At 53.9% G+C, this 20,946-nt stretch carries 15 protein-coding genes; 8 read left to right on the top strand and 7 right to left on the bottom strand.

Annotated elements, in window-relative coordinates; genetic code table 11:
- Positions 1–72: 72 nt before the first annotated feature.
- From HOY33_RS13585 to HOY33_RS13610, 6 genes are all read right to left on the bottom strand, one after another.
- Positions 73–843 (bottom strand): DedA family protein, encoded by a 771-nt coding sequence (locus HOY33_RS13585; protein ID WP_172290754.1) that lies wholly within the window; start codon positions 841–843, stop codon positions 73–75.
- Between the two features lie 198 nt (positions 844–1,041).
- Positions 1,042–1,737, bottom strand: a complete 696-nt coding sequence (locus tag HOY33_RS13590; protein ID WP_172290755.1) for an ABC transporter ATP-binding protein — start codon at positions 1,735–1,737, stop codon at positions 1,042–1,044.
- On the bottom strand, positions 1,730–2,512 hold the full coding sequence (locus tag HOY33_RS13595; protein ID WP_330528035.1) for an ABC transporter ATP-binding protein: 783 nt from the start codon (positions 2,510–2,512) through the stop codon (positions 1,730–1,732). The genes HOY33_RS13590 and HOY33_RS13595 overlap by 8 nt, the downstream gene beginning before the upstream one ends.
- Positions 2,499–3,482, bottom strand: coding sequence for a branched-chain amino acid ABC transporter permease (locus tag HOY33_RS13600; RefSeq protein WP_370541749.1), 984 nt, complete (start codon positions 3,480–3,482; stop codon positions 2,499–2,501). Before HOY33_RS13600 ends, HOY33_RS13595 begins: the two co-directional genes overlap by 14 nt.
- 59 nt (positions 3,483–3,541) lie before the next feature.
- The gene (locus tag HOY33_RS13605; RefSeq protein ID WP_172290758.1) at positions 3,542–4,441 is read right to left on the bottom strand and encodes a branched-chain amino acid ABC transporter permease; all 900 of its coding nucleotides are present in this window, start codon (positions 4,439–4,441) and stop codon (positions 3,542–3,544) included.
- Between the two features lie 104 nt (positions 4,442–4,545).
- Positions 4,546–5,682 (bottom strand): ABC transporter substrate-binding protein, encoded by a 1,137-nt coding sequence (locus HOY33_RS13610; protein ID WP_172290759.1) that lies wholly within the window; start codon positions 5,680–5,682, stop codon positions 4,546–4,548.
- Between the two features lie 583 nt (positions 5,683–6,265).
- Between HOY33_RS13610 and HOY33_RS13615 the strand changes: the two genes are divergently transcribed.
- The 4 genes from HOY33_RS13615 to rluA all read left to right on the top strand — a co-directional run bounded on the left by HOY33_RS13615 (position 6,266) and on the right by rluA (position 14,232).
- Positions 6,266–7,843: a sensor domain-containing diguanylate cyclase gene (locus HOY33_RS13615; protein ID WP_172290760.1), complete on the top strand. Its 1,578-nt coding sequence runs from the start codon at positions 6,266–6,268 to the stop codon at positions 7,841–7,843.
- A 146-nt stretch (positions 7,844–7,989) separates the two neighbouring features.
- Positions 7,990–10,356: a DNA polymerase II gene (locus HOY33_RS13620; RefSeq protein ID WP_172290761.1), complete on the top strand. Its 2,367-nt coding sequence runs from the start codon at positions 7,990–7,992 to the stop codon at positions 10,354–10,356.
- 181 nt (positions 10,357–10,537) lie between these two features.
- On the top strand, positions 10,538–13,441 hold the full coding sequence (gene rapA, locus HOY33_RS13625) for an RNA polymerase-associated protein RapA (protein WP_172290762.1): 2,904 nt from the start codon (positions 10,538–10,540) through the stop codon (positions 13,439–13,441).
- 137 nt (positions 13,442–13,578) lie between these two features.
- A complete protein-coding gene (gene rluA, locus HOY33_RS13630; protein ID WP_172290763.1) occupies positions 13,579–14,232 on the top strand; it encodes a bifunctional tRNA pseudouridine(32) synthase/23S rRNA pseudouridine(746) synthase RluA in 654 nt (217 codons plus the stop codon).
- A 95-nt stretch (positions 14,233–14,327) separates the two neighbouring features.
- On the opposite strand, the gene djlA is transcribed toward rluA, so the two are convergent.
- Complete coding sequence (gene djlA / locus HOY33_RS13635) at positions 14,328–15,197, bottom strand: co-chaperone DjlA (RefSeq protein WP_172290764.1); 870 nt, start codon at positions 15,195–15,197, stop codon at positions 14,328–14,330.
- A 151-nt stretch (positions 15,198–15,348) separates the two neighbouring features.
- On the opposite strand from djlA, the gene lptD reads away from it, so the two are divergent.
- The 4 genes from lptD (at position 15,349) to rsmA (ending at position 20,939) form a co-directional block, all read left to right on the top strand.
- Complete coding sequence (gene lptD, locus HOY33_RS13640; protein ID WP_172290765.1) at positions 15,349–17,739, top strand: LPS assembly protein LptD; 2,391 nt, start codon at positions 15,349–15,351, stop codon at positions 17,737–17,739.
- 92 nt (positions 17,740–17,831) lie between these two features.
- Positions 17,832–19,127, top strand: a complete 1,296-nt coding sequence (surA, locus tag HOY33_RS13645) for a peptidylprolyl isomerase SurA (RefSeq protein WP_172290766.1) — start codon at positions 17,832–17,834, stop codon at positions 19,125–19,127.
- The gene (gene pdxA, locus HOY33_RS13650) at positions 19,127–20,128 is read left to right on the top strand and encodes a 4-hydroxythreonine-4-phosphate dehydrogenase PdxA (protein WP_172290767.1); all 1,002 of its coding nucleotides are present in this window, start codon (positions 19,127–19,129) and stop codon (positions 20,126–20,128) included. The genes surA and pdxA overlap by 1 nt, the downstream gene beginning before the upstream one ends.
- Positions 20,121–20,939, top strand: a complete 819-nt coding sequence (gene rsmA / locus HOY33_RS13655) for a 16S rRNA (adenine(1518)-N(6)/adenine(1519)-N(6))-dimethyltransferase RsmA (RefSeq protein WP_172290769.1) — start codon at positions 20,121–20,123, stop codon at positions 20,937–20,939. The genes pdxA and rsmA overlap by 8 nt, the downstream gene beginning before the upstream one ends.
- Positions 20,940–20,946 lie beyond the last annotated feature (7 nt).

A 20,946-nucleotide genomic window follows, 5' to 3' on the forward strand; every position in this document is an offset into this window, starting at 1 on the left:
CGTTCACTGTTGCAATATAAGCAAACAGTGAACGGGCATTATAGGGATAAAATGACCTAAAACCCGATTTTATTACCCCTGCAACACCTGCCACAGCAGGTGGCGATAAACAGGTATTAACGGATGTTGGATCAGCATGACCAGGCTCAGGCCCGCCGCCGTCAGCGTCAACGGAGCAACCCAGCGTAAACGGCGCAGCGGCAGCCGTTTGCTGAACCAGTCGCGTTTTTTGCGTTTATCGCCTCGCCACCAGCGCCAGCTTAACCACGCGGCGATCCACACCAGTAACACGGTAACCAGCAATAGCCATTTAAAACCGCTGCTATTAACGCCAGCGGGAATATCAATCGCCACGCCGGCCAATATACCGGGTAAAAGATACGCCGGCGGCCACAGCAGGCAACCGATGATATTCGGTACGGCGAACTTATGAGGCGGCAGGCCCAGCATGCCGGCGACCATCGGGATCAGCGGACGCGTCGGCCCGACAAAACGCCCAATCAACACCGTCGGAACCGGATGCCGGTGCAAGGCATGCTCCGTTTTACGAAGCAACGTTTGATGCTTTTTCAGAAAAGACCATTGGTGCAGCGGTTGCTTAAACCGTCTGCCAATGAAGTAGGAAATCCAATCCCCCAGCAAACAACCGACAATACCCGCCAGCCACGCCGGATATAACCCTATCTGACCGCTGCCGATCAGCGCCCCCAACGTTGCCATCATCACGGTGCCCGGCAGCAACAGACCGACCAGAGCAAGCGATTCCAGAAAGGCTACCAGCATAATGGCGATCGATGAATACGCTAATGATTGAGTAACCAGATGATCCAGCCACGCTTCCATAAACCCCAGCTCGTTGTTGGTAAAAAATGGATTGTCTGGATCTTGGCGGATAACGTCAACGGGTCATTTTCAGTATGGGGAAAGCGAATGCCGCATATGCATCGCAGTCCCGTCATGCCCGCGCCTGCGGGTATGACGGGAAACTGCCGGCAAACGCGGGTCCCCGCCTGCGCGGGGGATGGGACGGCGGAGAAAAATTTAGCCCCCCAGATACATCTTCTTCACTTCCGGGTTGGCCAGAATAGCCTGCGCCTGCCCTTTCAGAACAATCTGACCGTTTTCCAGCACATAAGCGCGGTCGGCAATCTTCAGCGCCGCCGTGGCGTTCTGCTCAACTAAAAGGATGGTGATATTTTCCTTTTGCAATTGTTTAATAATATTGAACATTTCGCCCACAATCTTCGGCGCCAGCCCCAGGCTTGGTTCATCCAGCATCAGCAGTACCGGCTCGCTCATCAACGCCCTGGCAATCGCCAGCATCTGTTGCTCGCCGCCGCTCATGGTGCCGGCCAACTGGCTGCGACGCTCTTTCAGACGCGGAAACAGCGTATACATTTTATCTTTCAGGTGATTGAAATTAAGCGGGTTATTGTAGGCTCCCATGCGCAGGTTTTCTTCAATGGTCAGGTTGGTGAAAACCTTTCGCCCCTCCGGCACCAGCGCCAGCCCTTTACGCACAATCTGATGCGTCAGGCTGTGGGAGATATCTTCATTAAGGAAATTCACCTGCCCGGTCGATTTCACCAGATTGATAATACCGTTAAGCGTTGAGGTTTTCCCCGCCCCATTGCTGCCGATCAGGGTGACGATTTCACTATTATTGACCTCAATATCAATCCCCTTTAATCCCTGAATCAGCCCATAAAATACCCGTAGATCATCGGCCTTAAGCATAATCGACATCTCCAAGATACGCGGCAATCACCTCTTTATTATTAATTGCCTCATGGGTAGTGCCACTGAATAACGGTTTGCCATAATCAAGCACCAATACCCGTTCACACAGGGTGTTAACAAAAGACATGTCATGTTCAATCAGCAATACCGTTAATTTGTAATCTTCACGCATTTTAAAAATCAGTTGCGCCAGTTCATTGGTTTCTCTTGGGTTCATGCCCGCCGCCGGCTCGTCCAGTAACAGTAACGCCGGTGACGTGGCTAACGCTCTGGCAATCTCGACTTTACGCTGATTCCCGTAACTCAGATTGGTTGCCAGTAAATGCGCATGCTCCGCGATACCGATATAGTCGAGGATCTCCATCGCCTGCGCTTTAGCCTGTTTTTCCGCCGAGAAAAAGCGCCCCATATGCAATGCCGCTTCGATAAAGGAATAACGAATGGCGCGATCGAAACCGATTAATACGTTTTCCAGCACCGTCATTGAATTGAACAGACGAATATTCTGGAACGTGCGGGCGATGCCGCGATTGACCACCTGATTCGGTTTTAATCCGGTAATTCTTTCATTACCCAGCATCACCGTTCCCGACGTCGGTTTATAATTCGAGGTAATCACATTAAATAACGTGGTTTTCCCCGCGCCGTTCGGGCCAATCAGACCGAATATTTCCGCCTGATTCAGCGTAAAGCTGACGTCGTCGATCGCGCGTAAGCCGCCGAATTGCATAATGATATTTTCAACGTTGAGAATAGCCTTATTTTCCATGATGGCGCTTCCTCTTCACTTCCCAGATTTCCTGCTTACCCAGCAACCCTTCGCGGGCAAAAAGCATAATAATCAGCAGTACCAATGAAAAAACGACCATCCGTAAACCGGGGTAAGCGCCCAAGTTCTCGCCAAACAGACTTAGCGGCTGATCCAGGAAACGTAGCCATTCTCCGCTGCCCACCACCACAATCGTCCCCAGAATCGCGCCGCTGGTACTGCCCAGCCCGCCCAGGACAATGATGATCAGCAACTGGAACGTCAGCATAAAATCAAACAGATCGGGGGAAATAATCGTCAGCAGCGAAGCCAGCAAACCGCCGCCGATCCCTTCCAGAAAGGCGCTGGTGGCAAAGGCGCAGGTTTTGATTTTGAAGGTATTAATGCCCATGGCGATGGCGGCGTCTTCATCATCACGCACCGCTTTCATCGCCCGCCCGTATTTTGAATACACAATCTGTAAAATAAGCAGCACAGCGATAAGGGCAATAAAACCGCACCAGTACAGCATGTTGCCGGCCTGAGGAATTTCATTCAGCCCGATGGCGCCATTGGTGATTTGCGGGTTATTGATGGCCAGAATTTTAATAATAAAACCAAACCCCAGCGTCACAATCGCCAGATAGTCGCCGCGCACGCGAAAGACAGGGAACGCCAGACACACGGCTAACAGCGAGGCGCAGATCCCGCTGATAATCAACGCGGGCAAGAAAGAGGTATGCAGCGCCAGCACCAACGCGCTGGGGGAAGCCATCTCATACATTTCCAGCTTGGTGTCCGCGCTTAACAACAGGATGGCGGTAATATAGGCGCCGACGGCGACAAAACCGTTAGGCTCCAGGGATAACTGTCCGGTGACGCCATTGATCAGGTTGTAACTCACCGCCAGGATCATAAAAATAAAAATATTACAGACGATACGCAGGATGTAATCGTCAAATACATTCTGCAATGTAAACAGCACCAGCAGCATGATCACAAATAACGCGACATAGCCGGTTAACAGCGAAAATGAATTTGTTGGCATTTTCATCAGAAACGGCTCCTTTCCAGTCTTTCATCACCCATAATGCCCACCGGTCTGAATAGCAGAACCAGAATCAGAAACAGAAACGCAAAGGCGTCTTTATATCCGCCCAGTTCAGGAAATACCGCCACGGCAACCACTTCGGTGAAGCCCAGAATAAAGCCGCCGATCACCGCTCCCGTGACGCTGCCAATCCCACCGAGCACGGCGGCGGCAAACGCCTTCAGGCCAATCAAAACCCCCATTAAAGGATCGATCGTCGGGTAGCTGGTGGCGTAAAAGATCCCGCCGAGCGCCGCCAGCGAGCTTCCCAGAGCGAAAACAAAAGCAATAATATGGTTGGCGTCCACCCCCATCAGGCGGACGGTATTGACATCAAAAGCGACGGCGCGGATCGCCATCCCTTGCCGGGTCCGGTAGAGGATAAACAGAATGCAGCCCAGCAAAACCAGCGTCACCAGCGGCACCAGCCAGGCGACATTGGTGATAATGATGCCCCAGAACGAGACGGTTTGATTGAAGAAATCAGGCGCCGCAAAGAAGCGCGGGCTGCCGCCGAACAACACGTTAAACAGGTTCTCTAAAAAGAAACTGACGCCGATGGCGGTAATCAGCATGGATATTTTGGACGCCTGGCGCAAAGGACGGTAGGCAATCTGGTCGATACACACGCCCAGCAACGCCGAAAAGAGAATGGCGAATAAAATAGCCGCCCCGAAAGGCAGTTCAAAGGTGGTTGAACCAAACAGGGCAAGAAACGCCCCCACCATCATAATATCGGCATGAGCAAAGTTGATCAGTCGTAATACGCCGTAAACCATGGTGTAACCAATCGCAATCAGCGCATACATACTGCCCAGACTCATGCCATTAACCACCTGCTGGAAGAAAATAGCAGCATCCATAATTCAATCCTTATTGGCCTTTATATACTTGAGGTTATGACGGGCTATCCTGCCCGCTTCCGGGGGCTGACGCCCCCGGTGTTTTGCAAGATGAAAGGGATATCTTAAGGGTTGACCACCGTCTTGAAGGCCAATTGTCCATCTTTGACTTCATTAATGACGGCGCTGCGGATCGCGTCGCCATCTTTCAGCGTCAGCGTGCCGGTAATGCCGGAGAAATTGCTGGTGGCGCGGATTTTCTCATTGACGCAAACACGGTCTTTAGGATCGCTGCACTGATTCATCCCGTTGACGATCATTTTGTAAGCGTCAGCGGTCATTGCGCCCCAGGTATGGGTCGGTTCTTTATATTTTTCTTCCCAGGCTTTGATAAACGTCTCACCTTCAGGCGTCTGATCTTTGGCATTCGGCGAGTAGTAGTCGGTGGTCATATAACCTTCAACCGCATCCTGTCCCAGCTTGAAGAACACCGGATCGGCCGCCAACCCGTCACCGCCGACAACCGGCACTTTCAGCCCCAGTTGTTTGGCCTGCACCGCGATCAACGCCCCTTCGGTGTAATAGATCGGCATATAAATCATATCGACATTTTTAGCTTTGATGGTGGAAAGCTGGGCTTTGAAATCTTTACTGCCGCCTGGAGCCTGAACTTCGACCGCAATGGTGCCGCCGTTTTTGAGAAACTGGGTGCGGAAGGATTTTGCCAGACCGACGGAATAGTCGTTGCTGCTATCAAACATGATGGCGGCGGTTTTCGCGCCTAAATCGCGCGATGCCAGATTGGCCCCCACCACCCCCTGGAAACTATCGGAAAAGCACACGCGACTGACATACTGGCGATTACGGGTCACACGGTCATTGGTGGCGGTCGGGGAAACCAGCGGCGTTTTGGTGTCTTCAGCCATTTTGGTCATCGCCATGGTGTTGGTTGAAGTCACCTCGCCGATCACCGCATCGACTTTATCACTGGAAACCAGACGCTGCATGGCGTTGGCCGCTTCAACCTTGTCGCTTTTATCGTCAATGATGACAAGTTTGATCGTATCGCCGTTTTTCAGCGTCGGCTCCAGACTATTAATCAGCTCAACGCCTTTTTGAGAAGGTTGTCCATAACCGCTAAGCGCCCCGCTCAGAGGCAGAACCACCCCTATCTTTACTTCAGCCGCCAGCGCGCTGTTGGCACAGATGACGGAGGAAACAAATGCAGCAGCTACCGTTACTCTGACAAAATTGTTATTCATGATCGCCTCTTTTAATAGTGAGAGATTCAAATCCGAGTTGTGGAATAAAGCAGTACATCTGACTGTGAGAGTCTCAAAAGTGCCACAGGGATATATTCTGTTGGCGGAATTAAAATCAGCAATAAATGTGCCAGAACAACGAAATAATTGTTAACACTCTAATAAAAAAAGAAAAAATCCATTACTATCCACCAAGAAAATAACGGTAGAGAAAAGGGATGAAGTGGAATGCACCATTTTGTTTCGCGGTTGCTTTTAAAAAGTGCGTTGAGGTTAATGACGATATTTTATAAGGAAATCAATCTTTCATCGCGGGTGGGCAATACCCTCTTCTTATGAATGTAAGATATTATTTTTATTCAACTCCATGTTACGGAAGCATGATTTTATAGTGATAATTCCTTTAAATATGCCATTTACCACTTTTTATGCTAAAACATAGGGGAAAAGGTTTACTGCATGGGGCGTTGTCAAAAAATTTATAATCCCACCGGATTGGATGACTATACTGACCAGAATTTACAGGCTATAAACCAGTACTTATGATACCGACTATTTTTATCACCGCGCCAATCAACCCACTATGTTGTTAAAACTGTCCAATCGCATCGGATTACGGCGACTTATCCTGCTGCTAGCCGTCACCAGCGCGCTGATTATGTTAGTTAACAGTCTTCATGCCAGTTATCGCGTGCAGCGCCAACTGCTGATCGACAATACACTGGAAGCCAATCGCGTTTACGCCACCAAGCTGGCGGCCATCACCGATGTCTTCTTCAAAACATCGCTGCAACAGTTATCTTACAGCACCAGCACGATCGCGGATCGAATGGATGACAGCGACAGGCTGAACGAGGAAGCCAGACGTATCGGGTCACAGAGCGGTAGTTTTAACACCGTATCGATTGTCGACGAACACGGCGTGGTCAAGGCGACCTTTCCCGACCGACTGCAATTGATGGGAAAAAAGGTGACTACCGCCGGCGTAAGACGGGCCTTGCAGGAAAAGAGCGCGTTGATTAGCTCACCTTACTTTTCCGTAACCGATAACCTGATCGTACTGGTCTCGGCCCCCATATTTACCCGGGACGGACGCTACAAAGGGTTTATCGGCGGCTCTATTCATCTGGAAAAACCCAGTATTCTTAATGCATTGCTTGAGCGTCACTATTATCGGGACGGTTCTTATATCTATGTCACCGACCACTACAGAAAAATTTTGTACCACAAAGATCCCACGCAGATCGGCGTCGTCGTCCGCAATAGCCCGATAATCGATAGCCGCACAGAGCGCAATGGCAGCCGGGAGATGACGGATAGTCAGGGAAGAAAGGCGCTTGTCGGATACGCCGTGGTTCCCGCCAACCGCTGGGAAGTGCTGGTGCTGCGTCCAATAAGCGAAACGTTAAAGCCCCTGGATAGCCTGATGCTTAATGTGTTACAGCATACTCTGCCGTTAGCTATTCTGACGCTATTCTGCGTTTGGCTGCTTGCCCGGCTCATCGCCCAGCCGCTGTGGCTGCTGGCCCGCAGCGCCAATAAAATGGACTCACTCAATGTGTCCGACGACATCAGGAAAATCCACTCCTGGTATTTTGAGGCCACGCAACTCAAGCAGGCGATGTTGATCGGCATCGAGCTGCTACAGAAAAAAATCGGCAAGCTTCGCTATGAAGCGCAAACCGATCCCATGACTGGGCTGTTCAATCGCCGGGGATTGGAGAGCATCCTGAGATACTGGCTGATCGGCCAGAAAAGTTTCGCCATCGTCGCGCTGGATATCGACCATTTCAAACGCGTCAACGACACCTACGGTCATGATGCCGGCGATAGCGTGATTAAATATCTTGCGCAACTCATTCGCTCCAGCTCCCGTGATACCGATATTTTATGTCGCAGCGGCGGGGAAGAGTTTCTGATTTTATTGCCGGAAACCAATATGAAGACCGCAGTGGATATTGCCGAGCGCCTGCGCAACACCACACAGCAGGCCACGATCCCGACCGTCGGCAAGATCACTATTTCGTTGGGCGTCTCAATGTGGCTGCCGGACACGCAGGAAATCACCATAAAACGCGCCTTTAAAATGGCGGACAAAGCGTTGTATAAAGCCAAACAGCAAGGCCGCAATCGGGTGATCTCCGCCGCTGACGCCGCCTGAATCCGTGGGATAGTTTGTTTTAATCAACCCGCAATTCTCTTTAATCCGGCCACCGGGAGAGGTATGCAAACGACTGGACATCAACTGTATAAATAACCATACTTAATCATCTTTCTCCGGTGATAACCAACGAAAAGGCAGTCTGAGTGACCGAGACGCGTCAGGGCTTTCTCCTTACCCGCCACTGGCATGACACCCCGGCGGGTATGCAGGTGGAATTTTGGCTGGCTACCGATGACGGCCCGCTACAGGCGCGCCTGCCCGCGCAACAGGCCGTGGCGTTTATCCCTGAAGCGCAACAGGCTCAGGCCAGCGTATTATTAAGTCAGGAAAACCAGTGGCGGCTACGGCCGCTGGCGCTGCAAAACTTCCATCACCAGCCGTTGCTGGGACTCTACTGCCCTAAATATCGCCAGCTTCTGAAGCTGGAAAAAATCCTGCGTGAAGGCGGAGTTCAGGTCTATGAAGCGGATATCCGCCCGCCCGACCGTTTCTTGATGGAGCGCTTTATTACCGCCCCCGTCTGGTTAAGCGGCGAACCGGCCTCATCCGGCCTGTTGACTCAGGTACGCATGAAACCCAATCCCGACTATCGTCCCAACCTGAAACTGGTTTCACTGGATATCGAAACCAATCGACACGGTGAGCTGTACTGTATTGGTCTGGAAGGCTGCGGGCAGCGTCAGGTTTATATGCTCGGCCCGGATAACGGTCATGCCGTCGATACGGATAATTTCACCCTGGAGTATGTCGCCAGTCGTCCGCAACTGCTGGAAAAACTGAATCACTGGATGAAACGGCACGATCCTGACGCCATTATCGGCTGGAATCTGGTGCAATTCGACCTGAGGGTGTTGCAAAAACATGCCGAGCGCTACCGTATCCCGCTGCTGCTGGGCCGTGACGGCAACGAACTCGAGTGGCGTGAACACGGCTTCAAACAAGGGCATTTTTTCGCCAGCGCCGCCGGCCGGTTGATTATTGATGGTATTGAAGCGCTGAAATCCGCCACCTGGAATTTCGCTTCCTTCAGTCTGGAATTCGTCGCGCAGGCGTTGCTGGGCGAAGGTAAAGCCATCGATACCCCCTACCAACGGATGGATGAAATCGACCGCCGCTTCGCCGAAGATAAACCGGCCCTCGCTCGCTACAACCTGCAAGACTGCGAGCTGGTGACACGCATCTTCGCCAAAACGGAATTACTGCCTTTTTTACTGGAACGCGCCAGCGTCACCGGTCTGGCCGCCGATCGCAGCGGAGGTTCCGTCGCCGCCTTTACCCATCTCTATCTGCCCCGCATGCACCGGATGGGCTTTGTGGCGCCGAATCTGGGCGAAGTCGCGCCGGAAGCCAGCCCGGGAGGATTTGTGATGGATTCCCGCCCCGGTCTGTACGATTCGGTATTGGTGCTGGATTACAAAAGTCTGTATCCCGCCATCATCCGCACTTTTCTTATCGATCCCGTTGGTCTGGCCGTCGGGATGCTACATCCCGATGAACAGCATTCCGTCCCGGGTTTTCGCGAGGCGTGGTTTTCCCGCGATCGGCATTGCCTGCCGGCCATTGTCGAACACATCTGGCAGGGGCGCGAGGCCGCCAAACGCACCGACAACAAACCGCTGTCGCAGGCGCTGAAGATCATCATGAATGCCTTTTATGGCGTGCTGGGCGCCAGCGGGTGCCGGTTTTTCGATCCCCGACTGGCCTCTTCCATCACCCTGCGCGGCCATGAAATTATGCTCAAAACGCGTGAACTGATTGAAGCGCAAGGGTATCAGGTAATCTATGGCGACACCGACTCCACCTTCGTGTGGCTGACACGTCCGCACACGGAGCAGGAAGCCGCCGTCATCGGTAAAAAGCTGGTACGGCAGGTTAATCAGTGGTGGCAAACGCATTTACGGCAAACGCACGGACTGACCAGCGCGCTGGAACTGGAATTTGAAACCCACTTCCGCCGCTTTTTGATGCCCACCATCCGGGGCGCTGAACAAGGCAGCAAAAAACGCTACGCCGGGATGATCGCCACGCCACAGGGCGAGAAAATGGTGTTTAAAGGGCTGGAAACCGTTAGAACGGACTGGACGCCGCTGGCGCAACAATTTCAGCAGCAGCTTTACCTGCTGATTTTTCAGCAAAAACCTTATCAGGAGTGGCTGCGGGAGTATGTCGGTAAAACCTTGAACGGCGAATTTGATGCGCTGCTGATTTACCGCAAGCGGCTGCGCCGCCGGCTCGACGACTATCAGCGCAACGTACCGCCCCATGCACGAGCAGCCAGGATCGCCGATGACTACAACCGCCAACAGGGGCGGCCGCTGCAATATCAGAATGGCGGCTGGATTAGCTACGTCATCACCACCAACGGGCCGGAACCGCTGGAAACCCGGCGCTCGCCGCTGGATTATCAGCACTACGTCGAACGTCAGCTACAACCTGTCGCGGATGCCATTCTTCCTTTTCTTCACGATGATTTTGCTACACTGATTACCGGACAGATGGGATTATTTTAACCCTCGGTATCGATTCACGGCTTTTGAGCAGGTGACGAACGCGCCGCCTTCCATTACCATAACGCCCTTTCTCAATTGACATCAACAACACCATTATCTTATTGGCGCCGGACATACCGCGCCAATAGCAAAGCATAACCTGACACTATCCCGACACAGACAAAAATCGAGCTAAGAATTTATGCCTTTTACACTTGGTCAGCGCTGGATCAGCGACACGGAAAGCGAACTTGGATTGGGTACTGTGGTTGCAGTCGATACCCGCATGATAACCCTGCTTTTCCCTGCCAGCGGTGAAAACCGACTCTATTCCCGCAGCGATGCGCCCATCACCCGGGTGATGTTTAACCCCGGTGATACCGTCACCAGCCATGAAGGCTGGCAGCTTAAGGTGGACAGCGTACGCGATGAGAAGGGTCTGCTGATCTATAGCGGCCAGCGTCTGGATGATGACTCTGCGGCTGAAATGCGTGAAATCCTGCTGGACAGCAAGCTGACTTTCAACAAACCGCAGGATCGCCTGTTTGCCGGGCAGATCGATCGTATGGATCGCTTTGCGCTGCGTTACCGCGCGCGCAAGCACCAAAATGAACAGGCGCTGCAACAGTGGGGCGGACTGCGCGGCATGCGCGCCAGCCTGATCCCGCACCAGTTGCACATTGCCTACGAGGTCGGACAACGCCACGCGCCGCGCGTACTGCTGGCGGACGAGGTCGGGCTGGGCAAAACCATCGAAGCCGGCATGATTATCCACCAGCAACTGCTGGCCGGCCGCGCCGAACGCGTGCTGATCATTGTGCCGGAAACCTTGCAGCACCAATGGCTGGTGGAAATGCTGCGCCGTTTCAACCTGCTGTTCTCGCTGTTTGACGATGAACGCTACGCCGAAGCGAAACTGGACAGCAGCAATCCCTTTGAAACCGAACAACTGGTCATCTGCTCACTGGACTTCGTACGGCGCAATGCGCAACGTTTCGAGCAGTTGGTCAATGCCGACTGGGGCTTACTGGTGGTGGATGAAGCCCATCATCTGGCCTGGAGCGAAGAACAAGCCAGTCCCGAATATCAGGCGATTGAACAACTGGCCGGAAATATTCCAGCCGTGCTGCTGCTGACCGCCACACCGGAACAGTTGGGTCAGCAGAGTCACTTTGCCCGCCTGCGTCTGCTCGATCCCAATCGCTTCCATGACTATCACGAATTCGTCGCCGAACAGCGGCAATACCGTCCGGTTGCCGATGCGGTAACGCTGTTGCTGGCGGGAGAAAAGGCCAGAACGCCGGAGTTGAACGCGCTAAGCGAGCTTCTGGGCGAACAGGATATCGAACCGCTGCTCAAAGCGATCAACAGCGACAGCGAAGACAACCTGCGGGCGCGTCAGGAACTGATCACCATGCTGATGGATCGCCACGGCACCAGCCGTGTGCTGTTCCGTAATACCCGTCAGGGCGTGAAAGGTTTTCCACAGCGTATTCTGCATCAAATCCGTCTACCGTTGCCGGCCCAGTACCAGACGGCGATCAAGGTATCCGGTATTATGGGCGCCAACAAAACGCCGGAAGCCCGGGCACGCGCGATGCTGTACCCGGAGCAGATTTATCAACAGTTGGAAGGGAACGACGCCACCTGGTGGAATTTTGATCCCCGCGTCGAGTGGTTGCTCGACTATCTGACCGCCAACCGCGACAAAAAAGTACTGGTGATCTGCGCTCAGGCCGCCACCGCCCTGCAACTGGAACAGGTGCTACGCACCCGTGAAGCGATTCGCGCCGCCGTTTTTCACGAAGGGCTATCCATTCTTGAGCGCGACCGGGCCGCCGCCTATTTCGCGTCGGAAGAAGAAGGGGCGCAGGTGCTGATTTGCTCGGAGATCGGTTCCGAAGGCCGCAACTTTCAGTTTGCCAGCCATCTGATCATGTTTGATCTGCCGTTCAACCCCGACCTGCTGGAACAGCGTATCGGACGATTGGATCGTATCGGTCAGACACAGCAAATCCAGATTCTGATCCCGTATCTGGAAAATACCGCCCAGGCATTGCTGGTGCGCTGGTATCACGAAGGGCTGGACGCGTTTGAGCATACCTGCCCGACGGGCCGCGCCATTTATGACGCCCACTACGCGCAGTTGATCGAACGCCTGACCATCCCGGGCGAACAGCAGGGTCTGGATGAATTTATCCATATCTGCCGACAGCAGCATGAACAGTTGAAACAGCAGCTTGAGCAAGGCCGCGATCGTCTGCTGGAAATGCATTCAAACGGCGGTGAACAGGCGCAAATTCTGGCGCAGGGGATCGCCGAGCAGGATAACGACATTAATCTGGTCACCTTTGCGCTGAATCTGTTTGATATCGTGGGCATCAATCAGGAAGATCGCAGCGACAATCTGATTATTCTGACGCCGTCCGACCATATGCTGGTGCCCGACTTTCCCGGCTTACCGCAGGACGGCTGCACCATCACTTTCGATCGTGAGCAGGCCTTATCCCGTGAAGACGCGCAGTTTATCAGTTGGGAACATCCGCTCATCCGCAACGGGCTGGACTTGATTTTGTCCGGCGATACCGGCAGTTGCGCCGTGTCGCTGTTGAAAAACAAAGCCTTGCCGGTCGGTACGCTGCTGGCGGAACTCATTTATGTGGTGGAAGCCCAGGCGCCGAAACACTTGCAGCTAACGCGCTTCCTGCCGCCGACGCCGGTTCGTCTGCTGATGGATCGCAAAGGAACCAATCTGGCCGCGCAGGTGGAGTTTGAAAGCTTCAACCGCCAGCTCAGCGCCGTCAACCGCCATACGTCGAGCAAGCTGGTGAATGCGGTGCAGGCCGATGTGCATGCTATGCTGCAACAGGCCGAACCGCTGGTCGCCGAGCAGGCCCGCCAGTTGATTACCGACGCGCAGCAGCAGGCCGACCAGCAGTTGCGCCGTGAACTGGAACGTCTGGAAGCGCTCAAAGCGGTGAACCCCAACATCCGTGAAGATGAATTAAGCGCGTTGGAAAATCAGCGTGAGCAGGTGCTGAGTAATCTTCATCAGGCAAACTGGCGTCTGGACGCCATTCGTCTGGTGGTGGTGACGCATCAGTAAGCGTATGTATTAACCCCGCCCCGGCCTCCCCCTTACGGGGAGAAAAGCGAATATCGCGCGCCGCCTCTGACAAAGGCGAAAGCCGATATCGCCGGCCGGGAAAGGGTTTATCAGCAATCTGAAGAAAGGCACTATCGATGGAACCCTACAACCCCCCAACCGATCCCTGGCTGCACATCCTGTATCAGGATCAACACATCATCGTGGTGAATAAGCCCAGCGGCTTACTTTCCGTTCCCGGCCGCGCCCCGGAGCACAAAGATAGCGTGATGCGTCGTATTCAGGCCGATTATCCCGCCGCCGAGTCCGTCCATCGTTTAGATATGGCCACCAGCGGGGTGATCGTTGTGGCGTTGACCAAAGCCGCCGAGCGGGAGTTAAAGCGTCAATTTCGCGAACGCGAACCCAAAAAATCCTACATCGCCCGCGTCTGGGGATTAATGGAACATGATGAGGGATTGATTGACCTGCCGCTGATTTGCGACTGGCCGAACCGTCCCAAACAGAAAGTCTGTTTTGAGCAGGGGAAAGCCGCGCAGACCGAATACCGGGTCTTGTCCCGCGATCGCGACGGCACCACCCGCGTTAAGCTGATGCCTATCACCGGGCGCTCTCATCAGTTGCGCGTTCATCTGCTGGCGCTGGGACACCCGATTCTGGGCGACGGTTTTTACGCGCCTCCCGACGCCAAAGCGCTGGCGCCCCGTCTGCTGCTCCACGCACAGGAACTGTGCATTCTGCATCCCGCCTTCAAAACGCCGATGCACTTCCGCTGTGAGGCGGACTTTTAAACGCGTTTTTAATCAAGTCGGCATGACGGGCAGAAAAAGGAATGATACGCGGGGGCAAAAACGGGAAAAAAGCGGAAAGGAGCAGATAGATACGGTTATTTCAATTGATTGGCGCTTTTCAGCAATTCATAGGCGGCCTGAATATCCTGCGCTTTTCGCTTAGCCATTTCCATCATTCTGGGCGATAACCCTTTCGCCACCAGCTTATCCGGATGATGCTCGCTCATTAGCTTGCGGTAGGCGCGCTTAATCGTCGCCGCATCGTCGTTGTGACGCACTCCCAGCGTACGGCGGGCGCTTTCCAGCGTCGGCCCGCGCGGCGGCGCAGACTGCCGTTGACCGCCGTAAGAATGGCCGTTGGACGACTGACCGCGGCGCTGATAGGACTTCCCGCCCTGTTTGGATCCACCGTGCCCCGACTGATAAGAGGTATTTTCTATATTGCGCAGAAAAAACTCGAACTGCTCGCGGGTTACGCCCAGTTCGTCGGCGATAACATAAAGCAACCGCCTTTCGTTCGGATGCAGCACGCCATCAACAAACGCCACCTGAAGTTGAATTTCCAGAAACATCTTAATTAAATCAAAACGTCCGAAGCAGGCGTCGCGCAGTTTTCGCAATTTGATACGCAAGGGGAAATGGCTGGCTTTGCCTTCACGAAACGCCTGTTGCGCCGCCGTTCGCGCCTCGCCAAACAGTTCAAGGCGATCCATCATTCTGGTCGCAATCTGGATATCCGCTTCCGTTACCCGCCCTTTGGATTTGGTCAGGTGCCCCATCGCCTGAAAGGTGGTCAGGAAAAACAGCGACTGGCGGGTGGATTGGGCTGAAAAAAAGCTGCGGCGACGCGATGCTCTGGCCCTGTCAATCAAGTGCCCCATCAGCAGTCCCATGATCATTCCCCAGATGCCGCCGCTGGACATAATTCCCAGCACAAGCCCCAGCAACTTTCCCCAATACCGCATATACTCCTCAAATCCTCATGCCGTCGGCTAAAAATTGCTTTATCATACCCGTCATTTATCTTTGCACCTAACGGCAGCGCGTATAAAAACAGCGGGGATTAAACACTGGCGCAACGCTGACGAGTGATATAGTCTCTGACCGTTTGTCGGCATGATGCCTCTGATGACGGAACACCTGATACCGCGTATGAAAAAAAGTTTCCCAACCCTGCTGGCCACCCTGATTTGGTCGGCGCTATACAGTCAGCAATCGCTGGCCGATCTCGCCGAACAGTGCATGCTGGGTGTACCTACGTACAACAGGCCGCTGGTGACAGGCGATCCCGATCAATTGCCGGTACATATTCAGGCCGACAAGAGCGAAGCCAGCTATCCTGACAGCGCCCGATTCACCGGCAACGTTAATATCGAGCAAGGCAATAGCGTGCTGACCGCCGAGCAGGTGGAGCTTAACCAGATTGAATCCGCCACTCAGGGCGCGCCCACACGAACGATTACCGCCACAGGCAATGTGCATTACGATGATAATCAGGTCATTCTGAAAGGCCCGAAAGCCTGGTCGAACCTCAACACCAAAGATACCGACGTGTATCAAGGCGACTATCAGATGGTTGGTCGCCAGGGGCGCGGCGCAGCCGACAAAATGAAAATGCGCGACGGTAATCGCTACACCATTTTGGAAAACGGCACCTTTACCTCCTGCCTGCCGGGAGATAATAGCTGGAGCGTCGTCGGTTCGGAAGTCATTCAAGACCGCGAAGAGCAGGTCGCTGAAATCTGGAACGCACGTTTCAAGATCGGCAACGTCCCCGTTTTCTACAGCCCTTACCTGCAATTGCCCATTGGCGACAAGCGACGTTCAGGCTTCCTGATCCCCAATGCCAAATACAGCAGCAGCAACGGTTTTGAGTTACTCACGCCATACTACTGGAATATCGCGCCGAATTTTGACGCCACCATCACGCCGCATTTGCAAACCCAACGCGGCGTGCAGTGGCAAAACGAATTCCGTTATCTGACCACGCCCGGCACCGGCACGATCCAGCTCGACTGGCTCCCCAGCGACAGCCAATACGCCAAAGACGTACCGCAGGATGATAACAATACCCGGTGGTTATTCTACTGGGGACACAGCGGCGTGATGGATCAAGTCTGGCGCTTCAACGCCGACTACACCAAAGTCAGTGATTCACGCTATTTCACCGATTTGGACTCGGAATACGGTTCAACCACCGATGGTTACGTCACCCAAAAATTCAGCGTGGGTTATGCAAACCAAAACTGGAATACCACGCTGTCCACCAAACAATTCCAGGTATTCTCCACCGCCAACAGCCGGGATGTCTACCGTGCGGAACCTCAGCTCGATATCAACTATTATCAGAACGATATCGGCCCGCTGGATATGCATCTTTATGGTCAGGCGGTAAAATTCACCAACGTTAACGAAAATCGGCCGGAAGCCACGCGTCTGCATATCGAACCGGCATTGAGTCTGCCGCTGTCCAACCGCTGGGGCAGCCTGAACAGCGAAGCCAAGCTGCTGGCGACGCATTATCAACAGGGAAATCTCGATCGCTACCGCGCAGACCCGACGGTCAGCGACAGCTCGAAGAATAATCTGAAAGACTCGGTAAACCGGGTCATGCCGCAATACAAGATCGACGGAAAAATGGTGTTCGAGCGCGAGATGGACTGGTCGCAAGGGTATACCCAAACGCTGGAGCCGCGCGCGCAGTACCTGTATGTGCCTTATCGCAACCAAAGCAGCATCCATACTTACGATTCAACGCTGTTGCAGGCCGACTACTCCGGGCTATTCCGCGACCGCAGCTATGGCGGGCTGGATCGCATTGCTTCCGCCAACCAACTGGCGACAGGGGTAACGTCGCGTATTTATGATGACGCGCTGGTTGAACGTTTTAATGCCTCTGTAGGTCAAATCTATTACTTTGATCGTCCGCGCACCGGCGATAGCAATATGTTGCTCGATCAAAGCGATGATAACGGCAGCATGGTATGGGCCGGCGACACCTACTTGAAGGTCGACGACAACTGGGGCGTGCGCGGAGGATTGCAGTACGATGCCCGTCTCAACGAAGTTGCGCTGGGCGATGCGGTGCTGGAATACCGCAAAGACGCCGAACGTCTGGTACAATTGAACTACCGTTTTGCCAGCCCGGAATATATTCAGGCCATGTTGCCGAACGTGCAGAATCCCGGCTTCCAACAGGGTATTTCACAGGTCGGCATCACGGCAAGCTGGCCGATTGTTGATCGTTGGGCCGTCGTCGGCGCCTACTACTATGACACCAAAGCCAATCAGCCCGCCAGCCAGTTGATTGGCGTGCAATACAACACCTGCTGCTGGGCCGCCAGCATCGGTTATGAACGTAAGATCACCGATTGGGAAAACGGCAGCAGCGTATATGACAATAAAGTGTCGTTTAATATTGAATTACGTGGTTTAAGCAATAATTACAGTCTGGGCTCCGAAAAAATGCTGCGTTCAGGTATTTTGCCTTACCAGCGCGCGTTCTGACCTAGCGTACGGAATGCAGCAACCAATGCGGCAGACAGACTGTGTCAATGAAACTTCTAACCCGCCTTGCGGATGAGATAAATGGGAAAGGTATGAACAACTGGAGAACGCTTATTCTCGGATTGGCACTGAGTGCTCCTGCCGTATTCGCAGCGCCGCAGGTGGTTGATAAAGTCGCAGCCGTGGTAGATAACAGCGTCGTACTGGATAGTGATGTAAACGGCCTTTTGCAGTCGGTTAAATTGAACGCTCAACAGGCAGGTCAGCAATTGCCGGATGACGCCACGTTACGTCATCAGATTATCGATCGTCTGATTATGGATAACATTATCCTGCAAATGGCGCAAAAAATGGGCATCCAGGTAACGGATGAACAATTGAATCAGGCTATTGCCAATATCGCCGCTCAGAACCGTATCTCGCTCGATCAGTTAAGAAGTCAGTTGGCTTATGAAGGCCTTGACTACAACACCTACCGCAACCAGATTCGCAAAGAGATGCTGATCGCCGAGGTTCGCAACAACGAAGTACGCCGCCGCGTCAGCGTACTGCCTCAGGAAGTCGAGGCGCTGGCAAAACAGATTGCCAACCAGACCGGTGAAAACGACGAACTGAATTTAAGCCATATCCTTATTCCCTTGCCGGAAAACCCAAGCCAGCAGCAGGTTGACGAGGCCGAAAATCTGGCGAACTCGCTGGTGAAACAAATCAACGAAGGCGCTGATTTCGGCAAACTGGCCATCACCTATTCCGCCGACCCGCAGGCATTGCAAGGGGGGCAAATGGGATGGGGCAAATTGCAGGAGATCCCGACCCTGTTTGCTGAAAGGCTGACTCAGTCCCATAAAGGACAGATCGTCGGCCCTATCCGTTCCGGCGTCGGTTTTCATATTCTGCGCGTCAACGATATTCGCGGCGGCGACAAAACCGTATCCGTCACCGAAACCCACGCCCGTCATATTCTTCTGAAGCCTTCCGTGGTGATGACGGACAGTCAGGCGCGAGCCAAACTGGAAGAGGTTTCGCAGCAGATCAAGAGCGGCGCGTCGGATTTCGCGGCGCAGGCCAAACAGCTGTCGCAGGATCCCGGTTCAGCCAATCAGGGCGGCGATCTGGGTTGGGCTTCCCCTGACATGTACGATCCGGCCTTCCGCGACGCGCTGTTGAAACTGAAAAAAGGCGAAATCAGTCAACCGATCCACTCCGCTTTCGGCTGGCATTTGATTCAGTTGCTGGATACCCGTCAGGTTGATAAAACCGACGCCGCGCAGAAAGAACAAGCATACCGTATGCTGTTCAACCGGAAATTCGCCGAAGAAGCGCAAACCTGGATGCAGGAACAGCGGGCGGCGGCTTACGTCAAAATCGTCAATGGCGCGGATAATTAATGCAAACGGAAAACGGTACGCAGCGTGTCGCGATCACGCCCGGCGAACCGGCCGGGATCGGTCCCGACCTGCTGATTGCGCTGGCGCAGCAGTCATGGCCGGTTGAACTGGTGGTTTGCGCCGATCCCGACCTGCTGATGAGCCGGGCGCTGCAACTCCGTTTACCGCTGACGTTGCAAAACTACCAGCCAGCGCTGCCCGCTCAGCCGCAACGGGCCGGCACCTTAACGGTGCTGCCGCTCGCCACGGCGGCGACCGTGGTGGCGGGCCGACTGAACGTCAGCAACAGCGCCTATGTGGTTAATACGCTGGCGCGGGCTTGCGATGGCTGTCTGAGCGGCGAATTTGCCGCGCTGATCACCGGCCCGGTACACAAAGGCATCATTAACGATGCCGGCGTTCCGTTCAGCGGACATACCGAATTTTTCGCCGATCGCAGCCACTGCAAACGCGTGGTCATGATGCTGGCGACGGAAGAATTACGGGTGGCGTTAGCCACCACGCATCTACCGCTTTCTGACGTTTCAGCGGCGATAACCCGCAATAGTCTGCATGAGGTCATCACGATTCTGCATCGCGATCTCCAGACCAAGTTCGGTATCGAACGGCCGCAAATTTATGTTTGCGGTTTAAATCCCCACGCCGGTGAAGGCGGCCATATGGGCCGTGAAGAGCTGGATACCATCATCCCCGCGCTGGATGAACTGCGTCAGCAAGGCATCGCCCTTATTGGTCCGCTGCCCGCCGATACGCTGTTCCAACCGAAATATCTGCAACATGCGGATGCGGTGCTGGCGATGTATCACGATCAGGGCCTGCCGGTTCTGAAATATCAGGGATTTGGCCGGGCGGTGAACATCACGCTGGGATTGCCCTTTATCCGAACCTCGGTCGACCACGGCACGGCATTAGAGCTGGCCGCCACCGGCGGCGCCGATCCCGGCAGTTTTACTACGGCATTGAATCTTGCCATTAAAATGACAACACACCTTAATGAATAATCGAGTACACCAGGGTCACTTCGCCCGTAAGCGCTTTGGGCAAAACTTTTTAAGCGATCATTTCGTGATCGATAGCATCGTTTCGGCCATTCATCCGCAGCCCGGACAGGCTATCGTGGAGATCGGCCCCGGACTGGGGGCGCTGACCGCGCCAGTCGGCGAACGCATGGATCGCTTTACCGTGATCGAGCTGGATCGCGATCTGGCCGCACGGCTGGAAACGCATCCCACGCTGAAAGATAAGCTGACTATTATTCAGCAGGACGCCATGACGGTGGATTTCTCGGCGTTGGCCGAGCAGGCCGGGCAATCTCTGCGGGTCTTTGGTAATCTGCCCTATAATATTTCAACACCGCTGATGTTCCACTTGTTCAGCTATACTCATGCTATCCGCGACATGCACTTTATGTTGCAAAAAGAAGTGGTTAACCGTCTGGTTGCCGGCCCCGACAGTAAAGCCTACGGCCGCTTGAGCGTGATGGCTCAGTATTACTGTCAGGTGATCCCGGTGCTGGAAGTACCGCCAACGGCGTTTAAACCGGCGCCGAAAGTCGATTCCGCCGTTGTCCGTCTGGTTCCTCACGCCCAGGTTCCGTATCCGGTGAATGACATCCGTATATTAAGCCGGATTACCACCGAAGCGTTCAATCAGCGTCGTAAGACGCTTCGCAACAGTTTGGGTAATCTCTTTACCCTGGAACAGCTGGCTGAACTGGGGATCGACGCAGGCTGCCGGGCTGAAAATGTGACGGTTGAGCAATACTGCCGGTTGGCGAACTGGCTGACCGAGCATCCTACAGCACAGGAATAACTGGAGT

This window comes from Brenneria sp. hezel4-2-4 (assembly GCF_013155275.1).
Taxonomy (GTDB): domain Bacteria; phylum Pseudomonadota; class Gammaproteobacteria; order Enterobacterales; family Enterobacteriaceae; genus Brenneria.